Origin of the sequence: Streptomyces sp. WAC 04229, from assembly GCF_003947455.1 — a bacterium.
In the GTDB taxonomy this organism is placed as follows: Bacteria; Actinomycetota; Actinomycetes; order Streptomycetales; family Streptomycetaceae; genus Streptomyces.
Genome location: NZ_QHJH01000209.1, coordinates 1 through 12,490, shown reverse-complemented (window position 1 = coordinate 12,490; position 12,490 = coordinate 1). Strand labels below are relative to the sequence as shown.

11 protein-coding genes are annotated in these 12,490 nt (G+C 73.7%); 4 read left to right on the top strand and 7 right to left on the bottom strand.

The genetic code is table 11. The features are described 5' to 3' along the window. Positions 1–270: 270 nt before the first annotated feature. A complete protein-coding gene (locus DMH12_RS32955) occupies positions 271–1,287 on the top strand; it encodes an aspartate-semialdehyde dehydrogenase (RefSeq protein ID WP_125495041.1) in 1,017 nt (338 codons plus the stop codon). 22 nt (positions 1,288–1,309) lie between these two features. Here the strand turns inward: DMH12_RS32955 and DMH12_RS32950 are convergent, their stop codons facing one another. Further along, a complete protein-coding gene (locus DMH12_RS32950; protein WP_125495040.1) occupies positions 1,310–1,786 on the bottom strand; it encodes a DUF1203 domain-containing protein in 477 nt (158 codons plus the stop codon). 114 nt (positions 1,787–1,900) lie between these two features. Between DMH12_RS32950 and pepN the strand changes: the two genes are divergently transcribed. Beyond that, positions 1,901–4,477, top strand: coding sequence for an aminopeptidase N (gene pepN, locus DMH12_RS32945; RefSeq protein WP_125495039.1), 2,577 nt, complete (start codon positions 1,901–1,903; stop codon positions 4,475–4,477). Positions 4,478–4,654: 177 nt separating this feature from the next. On the opposite strand, the gene DMH12_RS32940 is transcribed toward pepN, so the two are convergent. From DMH12_RS32940 to DMH12_RS32930, 3 genes are read right to left on the bottom strand one after another with little or no spacing between them, the layout of a single operon-like run. Next, complete coding sequence (locus DMH12_RS32940; protein ID WP_125495038.1) at positions 4,655–5,557, bottom strand: LysR family transcriptional regulator; 903 nt, start codon at positions 5,555–5,557, stop codon at positions 4,655–4,657. A 29-nt stretch (positions 5,558–5,586) separates the two neighbouring features. Continuing rightward, complete coding sequence (locus tag DMH12_RS32935) at positions 5,587–6,537, bottom strand: DMT family transporter (protein WP_399189673.1); 951 nt, start codon at positions 6,535–6,537, stop codon at positions 5,587–5,589. A 34-nt stretch (positions 6,538–6,571) separates the two neighbouring features. Beyond that, on the bottom strand, positions 6,572–7,525 hold the full coding sequence (locus DMH12_RS32930) for an EamA family transporter (protein WP_185832693.1): 954 nt from the start codon (positions 7,523–7,525) through the stop codon (positions 6,572–6,574). Positions 7,526–7,603: 78 nt separating this feature from the next. On the opposite strand from DMH12_RS32930, the gene DMH12_RS32925 reads away from it, so the two are divergent. Then, entirely contained in the window at positions 7,604–8,137 is a 534-nt protein-coding gene (locus DMH12_RS32925) for a MarR family winged helix-turn-helix transcriptional regulator (protein WP_125495037.1), read from the top strand. A 22-nt stretch (positions 8,138–8,159) separates the two neighbouring features. Here the strand turns inward: DMH12_RS32925 and DMH12_RS32920 are convergent, their stop codons facing one another. Further along, the gene (locus DMH12_RS32920; RefSeq protein ID WP_125495036.1) at positions 8,160–9,641 is read right to left on the bottom strand and encodes an FAD-dependent monooxygenase; all 1,482 of its coding nucleotides are present in this window, start codon (positions 9,639–9,641) and stop codon (positions 8,160–8,162) included. Between the two features lie 131 nt (positions 9,642–9,772). On the opposite strand from DMH12_RS32920, the gene DMH12_RS32915 reads away from it, so the two are divergent. Next, positions 9,773–10,357 (top strand): TetR family transcriptional regulator, encoded by a 585-nt coding sequence (locus DMH12_RS32915; RefSeq protein ID WP_125495035.1) that lies wholly within the window; start codon positions 9,773–9,775, stop codon positions 10,355–10,357. A gap of 107 nt (positions 10,358–10,464) precedes the next feature. On the opposite strand, the gene DMH12_RS32910 is transcribed toward DMH12_RS32915, so the two are convergent. After that, positions 10,465–10,758, bottom strand: a complete 294-nt coding sequence (locus DMH12_RS32910; protein ID WP_125495034.1) for a hypothetical protein — start codon at positions 10,756–10,758, stop codon at positions 10,465–10,467. 72 nt (positions 10,759–10,830) lie between these two features. Continuing rightward, positions 10,831–12,490: 4-alpha-glucanotransferase (gene malQ / locus DMH12_RS32905; protein WP_125495033.1), on the bottom strand; the 1,660-nt coding region annotated here is incomplete at its 5' end.

Sequence of the window (12,490 nt, the reverse complement as noted above, 5' to 3'; positions counted from 1 at the left end):
CCCTGGGACCTGTCCCCCGCGTCTCCCCTATGACGCCGCGGCCGCCCGAAACGTTCGCCCGTCCGGCCGGCCGGCGGCGCGAGGCGTACGTCACATCGTCGTGTGGGGTGGGACGGGATGGGCAGGGGCGGACCGAGCCACCGCGTCCCAGGGAGCGGGCACCCGGGGCAAAGGATTGGACAGGCGGGCCGGGCTTCGCCCCATGATGGAAAAGTCTCGGCCGAGCACAGCGCGCGTGAAGACACGCGTACGAACGGAGAAGGAGTCACCGTGAGGATCGGAATCGTCGGAGCCACCGGCCAGGTGGGCACGGTCATGCGCAGGATCCTCACGGAGCGCGACTTCCCGGTCACCGAGCTGCGCCTGTTCGCCTCCGCGCGCAGCGCCGGCAAGGAGCTGGACGGCGTGACGGTCGAGGACGCGACCACCGCCGACTACTCCGGCCTGGACATCGTGCTCTTCTCCGCGGGCGGCGCCACCTCCAAGGCGCTGGCCGAGAAGGTCGCCTCGCAGGGCCCCGTCGTGATCGACAACTCCTCCGCCTGGCGACGCGACCCCGAGGTCCCGCTGGTGGTCTCCGAGGTGAACCCGCACGCGATCGCGGACCGCCCCAAGGGCATCATCGCCAACCCGAACTGCACCACGATGGCCGCGATGCCGGTGCTGCGTCCGCTGCACGCGGAGGCGGGCCTCGAAGCCCTCGTCGTCGCCACCTACCAGGCGGTCTCCGGCTCCGGCCTGGCCGGTGTGGACGAGCTGTTCGAGCAGGTCCAGAAGGTCGGCGCGGACGCCCCCAAGCTCACGCACGACGGCTCCGCGGTGGAGTTCCCGAAGCCCGACAAGTACGTGGCGCCGATCGCGTACAACGTGCTGCCGCTGGCCGGCTCCATCGTCGACGACGGCCTGCACGAGACGGACGAGGAGCAGAAGCTCCGCAACGAGTCCCGCAAGATCCTGGAGATCCCGGAGCTGAAGGTCTCCGGCACCTGCGTGCGGGTGCCCGTCTTCAGCGGCCACTCCCTGCAGATCAACGCCCGTTTCGCCCGCCCGCTCAGCGTGGCCCGCGCCAAGGAGCTGCTGGCCGGCGCCCCCGGCGTCGCCCTCAGCGAGGTGCCGACCCCGCTGCAGGCGGCGGGGCAGGACCCGTCGTACGTGGGCCGCATCCGTCAGGACGAGACCGTGGAGAACGGCCTCGCCCTGTTCGTCTCCAACGACAACCTGCGCAAGGGCGCGGCCCTGAACGCGGTGCAGATCGCGGAGCTGGTGGCGGCGGAGCTGAAGGGCTAGGGGCCCGAGACCGGGGCTGGGGCTAGCCCCGCCTCACCTCGTAGAGGAAGCAGCCGTACTCGACGGCCCGGACGTGGACGAACGCCACGGCCGGGTCGTCGAACGCTTCCCGGAGGGCGGGGGCGAACTCGTCGGCCCCGCCGGCCAGCCGCCCGCCCAGGATGTGCCCCTCGGCCGAGTAGCGGCGCACCGTGCGGTGGGCGTTGGTGAAGGCCAGGCCGTCCCCGTCGGGCCCCGCGCACTCCTCGGCGTGGACGAAGACCGGCCCCTGCTCGTCGTACGCGCCCGGGTCGGCGCCGGTGCGAGCCGCCCAGCGGCGCAGCGGGGCGTAGGAGACGAGGGCGATCCTCTCCCCCGGCACGCTGCGGCGCAGGCAGCAGCGCAGGGGGGCACCGCCCTCGGTGTCGGTGAGCGGGGCGGGGGCGCGGCCGGCGTCGTCGGTGGCGCGCAGTTCCTTCAGGGTGGCAGGGGGGACCGGGTGTGCGGTGTAGTGCTCCATGGCTCCCAGGTTCGCGCCCGCCCGGCCCCGCCCACCGGCGGGAAATGGACATCGCGTTCCGTGCGGGCCGCGTGGAAGGATGGCGCAACCGACACATAACGAGGAGATGACCGCGTGCCTGGCACAAACCTGACTCGCGAAGAGGCGCGGCAGCGGGCGACGCTGCTGAGCGTTGACTCGTACGAGATCGATCTCGACCTCACCGGCGCGCAGGAGGGCGGCACCTACCGGTCCGTGACCACGGTGCGCTTCGACGTCGCGGAGGGCGGCGGCGAGTCCTTCATCGACCTGGTCGCGCCGACGGTCCACGAGGTGACGCTGAACGGCGACGCCCTCGACGCCGACGAGGTGTTCCAGGACTCCCGCATCGCCCTGCCGGGCCTGCTGCCGGGGCGCAACATCCTGCGCGTGGCCGCCGACTGCGCGTACACCAACACCGGCGAGGGCCTGCACCGCTTCGTCGACCCGGTGGACGACCAGGCGTACCTGTACACCCAGTTCGAGGTGCCGGACGCGCGCCGGGTCTTCGCGAGCTTCGAGCAGCCCGACCTCAAGGCGACGTTCCAGTTCACCGTGAAGGCGCCCGAGGGCTGGACGGTCATCTCCAACTCGCCGACGCCCGAGCCGAAGGACAGCGTCTGGGTCTTCGAGCCGACCCCGCGCATCTCGTCGTACATCACGGCCCTGATCGTCGGCCCGTACCACTCGGTGCACAGCGTGTACGAGAAGGACGGCCAGTCGGTGCCGCTCGGCATCTACTGCCGTCCCTCGCTGGCCGAGCACCTCGACTCGGACGCCATCTTCGAGGTGACCCGGCAGGGCTTCGAGTGGTTCCAGGAGAAGTTCGACTACCCGTACCCCTTCAAGAAGTACGACCAGCTCTTCGTGCCGGAGTTCAACGCGGGCGCGATGGAGAACGCGGGCGCGGTGACCATCCGGGACCAGTACGTGTTCCGTTCGAAGGTGACGGACGCCGCGTACGAGGTGCGGGCGGCGACGATCCTGCACGAGCTGGCGCACATGTGGTTCGGCGACCTGGTCACCATGGAGTGGTGGAACGACCTGTGGCTGAACGAGTCGTTCGCCACCTACGCCGAGGCCGCCTGCCAGGCCGACGCGCCCGGCTCCAAGTGGCCGCACTCGTGGACGACGTTCGCCAACCAGATGAAGACCTGGGCGTACCGGCAGGACCAGCTGCCGTCCACGCACCCGATCATGGCGGACATCAGCGACCTGGACGACGTGCTCGTCAACTTCGACGGCATCACGTACGCCAAGGGCGCGAGCGTGCTCAAGCAGCTCGTCGCGTACGTCGGTGAGGACGCGTTCTTCCGGGGCGTGCAGGCGTACTTCAAGCGGCACGCGTTCGGCAACACGCGCCTGTCCGACCTGCTGGGCGCGCTGGAGGAGCCCTCCGGACGCGACCTGAAGACCTGGTCGAAGGCGTGGCTGGAGACGGCCGGCATCAACGTGCTGCGCCCGGAGATCGAGACGGACGGCGAGGGCGTGATCACCTCCTTCGCGATCCGGCAGGAGGCTCCGGCCCTGCCCGCCGGTGCCAAGGGCGAGCCCACGCTGCGCCCGCACCGCATCGCGGTCGGCGCCTACGACCTCGACGCCGACGGCAAGCTGGTGCGCGGCGAGCGCGTGGAGCTGGACGTGGACGGCGAGCTGACGGACGTACCGCAGCTGGTGGGCAAGGCCCGCCCGGCGGTGCTGCTCCTGAACGACGACGACCTGTCGTACGCGAAGGTCCGCCTGGACGAGCAGTCCCTGGCCGTCGTCACCGAGCACCTGGGCGACTTCACCGAGTCGCTGCCGCGCGCGCTGTGCTGGGCGTCGGCCTGGGACATGACCCGGGACGCGGAGCTGGCCACCCGGGACTACCTCTCCCTGGTCCTGTCCGGCATCGGCAAGGAGTCCGACATCGGTGTCGTGCAGTCGCTGCACCGCCAGGTGAAGCTGGCCATCGACCAGTACGCCGCCCCGACCGCCCGCGAGGCGCTGCTCACCCGCTGGACCGAGGCCACGCTGGCCCACCTGCGGGCCGCCGAGGCGGGCAGCGACCACCAGCTGGCGTGGGCGCGCGCGTTCGCGGCGACGGCGCGGACGCCGGAGCAGCTCGATCTGCTGGACGCGCTCCTCGACGGCACGCAGACGATCGAGGGCCTGGCCGTCGACACGGAGCTGCGCTGGGCGTTCGTTCAGCGGCTGGCGGCCGTGGGCCGGTTCGGCGGCTCGGAGATCGCCTCGGAGTACGAGCGGGACAAGACGGCCGCCGGTGAGCGGCACGCCGCGACCGCGCGTGCCGCCCGGCCCACCGAGCAGGCCAAGGCGGAGGCCTGGGAGTCGGTCGTGGAGTCCGACAAGCTGCCGAACGCCGTCCAGGAGGCGGTGATCGCCGGCTTCGTCCAGACCGACCAGCGCGAGCTGCTGGCGTCGTACACGGAGCGGTACTTCGAGGCGCTGAAGGGCGTCTGGGAGTCCCGGTCGCACGAGATGGCCCAGCAGATCGCGGTCGGCCTGTACCCGGCGGTGCAGGTGTCGCAGGAGACCCTGGACCGCACGGACGCGTGGCTGGCCTCCGCCCAGCCGAACGCGGCCCTGCGCCGCCTGGTCTCGGAGTCCCGCTCGGGCATCGAACGCGCCCTGCTGGCCCAGGCGGCCGACGCGGCGGCGGCCACGGAGTAGGTCTTCACGCCGCAGGGGCGTCCGGTCCGCGCGTCGGGCCGGGCGCCCCTGCCGTGTGCCCGGGTGGGCCGGCCGACGTGCGGCCCACCCGTCGCCGGGCCCGCCCGAGCCTTCGCGTTCGCCCACCACGCCCGGTGGCGCGCGAGCCGCGCCGCGGGGCCCCCGGCGCGGCTGGGCTCAGGGGCGGGAGGCCGCCGCCCCGTGGAGAGCCCTGAGTACCGTCGCGACGGCGGGAGCCTCCGACGCTCCCCTGCGCACGGCCGCGACGACGTGGCGGACGGGGCGGTCGGTGCGCAGTTCGCGCATCGTCACGCCGTCGCGCGGCACGGCCGCCATGCGGGGCACCAGGGCCACGCCCATGCCCGCCTCGACCATCGCGAGGATCGCCGTCCAGCCGGCCGCCGTGTGGGCCTGGTGCGGGCGGAAGCCGGCCGTCTCGCAGGCCGCGTGGGTGATGGCGGACCAGGGTCCGCTGCCGCCGAAGATCCACGGCTCGGCGGCGAGGTCGGACAGGCGCAGGCCCTCCGCGCGGGCCAGCGGGTGGTCGGCGGGCAGGGCCACGTCCAGCGGGTCGGCGAGCAACGGGACGCGGGTGAAGCGCGGGTCGGCGGCGCTCGGCGCCTGGGCCGCCAGCGACAGGGCGAGGTCCACCTCGCCGGCCCCCAGCAGCTCGTACGCCTCCTGTGCCTCGGCCTCCCGCACCCGCACCGTCACGGCGGGGTGGCTCGCCCGCAGCGTGGTGACGGCCGGTACGACGAGGGCCGGCACGGCGGTGGAGAAGGCGCCGACCCGTACCTCGCCGGCCTCTCCCCGGACGTACGCCGACAACTCGGCCTCCGCCCGTTCCAGTTGCTCGAAGACCGCCTCCGTGTGCCGCAGTACGAGGCGGGCCGCGTCCGTCAGCCGGACCCGGCGCCCCTGGGCCCTGAGCAGTTCCACGCCGAGCTGCCGGGCGAGGTTCGTCAGCTGCTGGGACACGGCGGACGGCGTCATGTTCAGCGCCTCGGCCGTCGCGGTCACCGTGCCCCGTTCCCGCAGCGTCCGCAGGATCTGCAGCTTGCGGATGTCCCAGTCGGCCATGGCGGCAACCTATCCGCGGCCGGCCCCGGTCAGCGACGCGCCCCCGCGCCGAGGACGACGCCGCCGAGGATCAGCGCCATGCAGCCCGCCTGCGCCCAGCCGGTCGGTTCGGCCAGCAGCGCCCAGGACAGCAGGGCGACGCACACCGGCTGGAGGTAGTAGACGACGCCGGCACGGGACGGGCCGATCAGGGAGATCGCCTTGTTCCAGGCGAAGAAGGCCACCGCCGAGGAGGCGACACCGACGTAGAGGAGGGCGAGGACGGTGCCCGGCTCCGGGCTGAAGCCGCCCTGCGCGGCGAGGCTGACGCCCTGCGCGGGAAGCAGCATGAGGGTGCCGAGGAGGAACGTGGTGAACAGGAACCCGACCCCGTCCAGACCGGCGGGCCTGCGGCGCAGCAGCGCGCTGTACGACCCGAAGCAGCAGGCCGCGGCGATCATCCACAGGTCGCCCGCCGAGAAGCCCGCCCCGCCTCCGACCAGCAGCAGCACCCCCGCGCAGGCGACGAGCAGCCCCGCCCCCCGGCGGGCGCCGAGCCGTACGCCGCCCGCCCGTTCGTAGACCGCCATCAGCACCGGGGACGCCGCCATGATCATGCCCATGTTGGCGGCGGGCGTGGTGATACCGGCCTGGTTGACGAGGGTGTTGTAGACGGCCACGCCGAGCAGGGAGGCGAGGAGTACGAAGCCGAGGTGGCGCCGGACGAGCGCGCGCTGCCGCCATGCCCGCCGGGCGCCGAAGGGGGCCACGACCGCGAGCGCCAGCACCCAGCGCCAGAACGCGTGCTGCACGGGCGGGACGCTGTCCCCGAGGGCACGGGAGGCGACGAAGCTGCCGGACCAGACGACGGTGGCGAGCACCGCGAGCCCGATCCCGAGCGCGACGGGGCGGACGGGCGCGGCGGACGCGGCGAGGGCGTCGGCAGCGGTGGGCGCGGAGGTGGGCGCGGGGGTGACGGTCCGGCGGTCGGCTACGGCCACGGAGGTCCTTTCACTGTCGGCGGTCGTGGTGGAGCTACCGTCGCAGGCCCTGACCCGTCAGGTCCATCGAATCTTTTCGACCATTCCTTGAAGGAGAACTGAACGGTACGGCCTCCGTACCCGTCCTCGCGCGTGGCGCCCGCTGCCCCGCGACCGTCGCCGCGAACGCCAGCGCCATGCCGGCCAGTTGCACCGGCGTCAGCGTCTCGCCCAGCGCCGCCCAGCCGACGACCGCGGCGGTGAGCGGCGAGAGCGGGCCGAGGAAGGTGACCTGGGTGGCGGAGAGCCGGCCGATGCCGCGGAACCAGAGCCAGTACGCCACCGCTGTGTTGGCCAGCGCCAGGTGGAGGTAGCCGCCGACCGCCGCGCCGTCCAGGGCGGGCGGAGCGCCCTCGGCCAGGAGGGCGACCGGCGCGATGAGCAGCCCGCCCGCGGTCAGCTGCCAGGCGGTGAGCGCGAGCGGGCCGACGCCTTCGGGGCGGCCCCAGCGCTTGGTGAGCACGGTGCCGGTGGACATGGACCCGGCGGAGGCCAGGGCGGCCAGCGCGCCGAGCGCGTCCAGCCCGCCGGCCGCCTTCAGCACGACCAGGCTGACACCGAACGCGGCGACGACGCCGGTGAGCACCGCACGGGTGGTGGGCCGCTGCCCGAGCAGCAGGGCCGAGAGGCCGACGACGAAGAGCGGGCCGACCGACCCGACGACGGCCGCCATGCCGCCCGGCAGCCGGTAGGCGGAGAGGAACAGCAGCGGGAAGAAGGCGCCGATGTTCAGCGCGCCCAGCACCGCCGCCTTCCACCACCAGGCGCCGCGCGGCAGCACCCGGGTGAGCGCGAGCAGCAGCAGACCGGCGGGCAGGGCGCGCGCCAGACCGGTGAACAGGGGCCGGTCCGGCGGGAGGAACTCGGTGGTCACGGCGTAGGTGGTGCCCCAGGAAACGGGGGCGAGGGCGGTGAGCGCTATGAGGGTGGTGCGACCGGCGGACAGCATGGAGGTAGCTTACTTCTAAGCAAGTTTCCGTCAAGCTACTTTCTTGCGGTCGAGCGGAATCCTCCCGATACTCGTGCCATGACCGAACACCCCGGGACACCCCCCGAGCCCTCCCGCGAGCCGCGCAAGGACCCCGTCGACGCGATCGTCGACCAGTGGGCACTGGTCCGTCCCGACCTGGACACGGCCGCCATGGAGGTGTTCGGCCGCGTCTTCCGGCTGGCCCGCGCGATGGGCGACCGGATGGAGAAGGCGTACGCCCGTTTCGGGATCTCCCGCGGGGAGTTCGACGCCCTGGCCACCCTGCGCCGCTCCGGCGAGCCCTACACCCTCTCGCCCCGGCAGCTCTCGGCCACACTGATGCTCACCACCGGCGGCATGACCGGCCGCCTGGACAAGCTCGAACGCGCGGGGCTGCTGCGCCGCTCCCCCGACCCGCACGACCGCCGGGGACTCCAGGTCACGCTCACCGACCGGGGCCTGGAGCTGATCGACGAGGCGGTCGGCGCGGGTCTCGCCGCCCAGACCGAGGCCCTGTCCGCCCTGGACGCGCGACAGGCCGCCGAGGTGGCCGGCCTGCTGCGGGTCCTGCTCGCCGGCACCGAGGAGTAGACCGGGGACCGGGCGGAACCCCTCAGCCCACGTGCGCGGCGACGGCCGACCCGGTCTCCGCCGCGCCGGCGTCGTCCGCCGCCCAGGCCACGTAGCCGTCGGGACGCACCAGCACCGTCGTACGGCGCCCGCTCGCCCAGCACTCCACGGACAGCCGCTCCTTGCGGCCCTCCCCGTCCAGGCCCGCCTCCGCACCCCGGGCCGACGCCGGGGTGATCAGCACGAACCGTCCGCCGCGCAGCGCCTCGTAGAGCCGGCCCCCGCCCGCGAGGGGGAGGTCCGCGACGCGGGTGCCGGTCAGCCGGTGGGCGCCGCGAGGGGCGGGGTAGCGGTAGCCGATGCCCGTGATCCGGCCGGTGATGCGGCGACGGGCCGGGCCCACATGACCGAGGAGGGTGGTCACCGCGGCCCGGAAGGCCAGTGTCCAGGGGCGCCTGGCCATGGCGAGGCGCACGATGCCGCCACTGCTGCGCAGCACGGACCTGCCGACGGGGTGCCGCTCGCTCTGGTAGGTGTCCAGCAGCTCGGGCCGGGCGTTCCCGTGCAGCACGGCCGCCAGCTTCCAGCTCAGGTTCGCCGCGTCCTGCAGACCGGTGTTCAGGCCCTGCCCACCGGCCGGCGTGTGCACGTGCGCCGCGTCGCCCGCGAGGAACACGCGGCCCACCCGGTATGCGGGCGCCTGGCGTTCGTCGCTGTGGAAGCGGGACATCCAGCGGGCGTCGTGCATCCCGAAGTCCCGGCCGAGGGCGAGGCGGGTGATCTCCTTGACCTCGTCGAACCCGACCGGCTCGGTGTCGGGGACGTCGCGGCCCCGCTGCCAGCCGATCACGCGGTGGTACCCGTCACCCAGCGGTGCCAGGAAGGCCAGGGCGTCTCCGTTGGCGTTGACGGTCAGCAGCGTCTCCGGCTCCTCGGCGAGCCGTACGTCGGCGAGAACGGCGGATCGGATGACCGAACGCCCCGGGAACGGCAGGCCGATCGCCTCCCGCACGGTACTGCGCATCCCGTCGGCGCCGACGACGTACGAGGCCCGCAGCGTCCCGGGCTCGCCGTCCGGACCGCGGACCTCGACGGTCACGGTGTCCCCGGCCGGGTCCTGGTGCAGACCGGTCACCCCGGTCTCGTACCGGAACTCCACCCCCGCCTCCACCGCCCGCCGCTCCAGCACCTTCTCGACCTCGTACTGCGGGAGGACGAGGAGGTGCTGGAAGCGGGAGGGGAGGGTGGCGAGGTCGATGGAGAGGCGGCCGAAGACGCGGAGGTCGGCCAAGGGCCGGCCCATCGCCTCCAGTTCGTCCGCCAGGGCGCGGGCGTCGAACTGCTCCAGCGTGCGGGCGTGCAGGACGAAGGCGCGGGAGAGGTTGCTGATCCGGTGCGGGCGCTTCTCGACGAGGGTGACGGGGATGCCGGCGGCGGCGAGGTCACCGGCGAGGAGCAGGCCGGTGGGGCCCGATCCGACGACGATCACGGGGGTGCGGGGTGTCGCGTGCGGGGTGCCGTTCATGTGGGCCTCCTAGGCAATGCCAACGTTCGTTTGCCAACGGTTGTTTGCCAACGCTCGTTGTCACGGTAGAGCGGCTTGCGGATCGGCGTCAACACTTGTTGGCCCACGCTTGTTGGCCTACGCTCGTGGACATGTCCGACGAGAACGACGACCACGGATCGCCCGCCCGCCGCTCCGACTCCACTCGCGCCGCGATCCTGGACGCGGCCCGCGAGCGCTTCGCCGCCGACGGCTACGAGCGGGCCACCATCCGCGCCATCGCCCGGGACGCGCGCATCGATCCGTCGATGGTGATGCGGTACTACGGCAACAAGGAGGGCCTGTTCGCGGCCGCCGTGGCCATCGATCTCGCGCTGCCCGACCTGTCCGCGCTGCCGCGCGAGGAGGTCGGACGGGCCCTGATGACGCACTTCCTCTCCCGGTGGGAGGAGAACGAGGTGCTCACGGCGCTGCTCCGGGCCGGGACCACCAACCAGGCCGGGGCCGAACGCATGCAGGGCATCTTCCGCGACCAGGTGCTGCCGGTCGCCCTACGGGTGTGCCCGGACCCCGAGCAGGCGCCCGCGCGGGCCGCGCTCGTCGCGACGCAGGTGCTCGGTCTGGCACTCACGCGCTACATCCTGCGGTTCCCGCCGGCCGTGGCGCTGCACCGCGAGGAGGTCCTGGCGTGGCTGGCGCCCACACTCCAGCGCTATCTGACCGCTCCCAGTCCCTGAGAGCCGAGTCCCCGCGACACGCGACCCCGGCTCGTGAGAACGCCCGAGGGCGCCGCCCCGTCACATGTGTGCGGGGCGGCGCCCTCGGTGAAGCCGTTGCGGAGAGGTCAGGCCTTCGCGGCGACCTTGGCCTTGGTCTTGGCCTTGCCCTTGGTGCCGGGGGTGATCACCCGGTGCTCCGGCTTGGACCTGTCCAGGGCCATGACCAGACCGGCGATGACCGCGAACAGCGCGAGCGGGGCCAGGACGTAGTAGCCCAGCGTCTCGATGACGCTCAGGCCGGTGCCGGGGTCGTCGCCGTCGTCGCGGGTCAGCGCGAGCGCGGGGGACGACATGAGCAGCATCATCAGCGTCGTACCGGCTGCCAGGGCGCCGGCGCGCAGGGCGTTCTTCTTGTCCACGGTGCCAAGTTAGCGAACGGCCGGAGGGACCGCGCGCCCGGGGTACCCGTACGGGGCCCGCGGGCGCCCGGTTCAGCCCTCCCGGCCCACGTCGCGTTCCCGTACGACGTCGATCAGGGCGTGCAGGCGGGGTGAGGCGGCCAGGTCCTCCAGGGTCACCGGGCGGCCCCCGGCGTCGGCGACGGGCAGCCGCCAGTTCGGGTACTGGTCCCAGGTGCCGGGGAGGTTCTGCGGGCGGCGGTCACCGACGGCGTCCGGGAGCCAGATGCCGACCATGCGGGCCGGGGTGCGCAGCAGGAAGCGGTGCACGCCCTGGATCTCCGCCTCCTCCGCGGGGGTTCCGGTGTCGCCGCCGGTGCCGTCCAGCAGCCCGAGCCGGGCGAGGACTTCCAGCCACTCCGCGGTGTCCGCGGCGGCCTCCGCGCGCTCCACCTCCAGCCGGCGGGTGAGCAGGCCGAGGCGGTCGCGGAGTTCGACGTGCTCGCCGGTGAGGCGGGCGGCGGTGGACGGCAGGTCGTGGGTGGTGGCGGTGGCCAGGCAGTCGGCGCGCCACCGGTCGGGCGGCAGCGGACGGCCGTCGCCGGCCCAGTCGCGCTCGAACCACAGCACCGAGGTGCCGAGCACCCCGCGCTCGCGCAGCGCCTCGCGCACGCCGGGTTCGACGGTGCCCAGGTCCTCGCCGATGACGACGGCACCGGCCCGGGTGGCCTCCAGGACGAGGACGGCGAGCATGGCCTCGGCGTCGTAGTGGACGTAGGTGCCCTGGGTGGGCGGGTGGCCCTCGGGGACCCACCAGAGCCGGAACAGGCCCATGACGTGGTCGACGCGCAGCGCGCCGGCGTAGCGGAACAGGCCGCGCAGCAGGTCCCGGAAGGGCGCGTACCCGGAGTCGGCGAGGCGGTCGGGGCGCCAGGGCGGCAGGCCCCAGTCCTGGCCGAGGGCGTTGAAGGCGTCGGGCGGGGCGCCCACCGACATGCCGCGGGCGAAGTACTCCTGCTGCGCCCAGGAGTCGGCGCCGCGCGGGTGCACGCCGACGGCGAGGTCGTGGACGATCCCGACCGGCATCCCGGCCTCGCGGGCGGTGTGCTGGGCGGCGGTGAGCTGGGTGTCGGTGAGCCAGGTGAGCCGGGAGTGGAAGTCGACGCGGTCCATCAGCTCGGTGCGGGCGCGTTCTGTGGCGGCCGAGCGGGGGTCACGCAGGCCCTCGGGCCAGAGGTGCCAGTCGGGGCCGTGGATCTCGGCGAGCGCGCACCAGGTGGCGTGGTCCTCCAGCGCGGTGCCCTGGGCGGCGAGGTAGTCGCAGTAGGCGGCGCGGCGGCCTGGTCCGAGGGGGACCTCGTGGAGCAGGTCGAGGGCGTCGCGCTTCAGCTCCCACACGGCGTCCCGGTCGATCAGGGCGTCGTCGTCCAGGACGGCACCGCGCAGCCGCGCCGCCCGTTCCCCGAGCTTCCGGGCCCGCTCGGGGTCGGCGACGTAGGCGTACTCGGGCACGTCCTCGATCCGCAGGTGGACGGGGTCCGGGAAGCGGCGCGAGGAGGGCCGGTACGGGGAGGGATCGGAGGGGGCGCCGGGCACGGCCGCGTGCAGCGGGTTGACCTGGACGAACCCGGCACCGAGGGCGCGTCCCGCCCAGTCGGCCAGTTCACGCAGGTCACCGAGGTCGCCCATGCCCCAGGAGCGGCGGGAGAGGAGGGAGTAGAGCTGGACGAGGAGTCCGTGGGAGCGCCGGGCG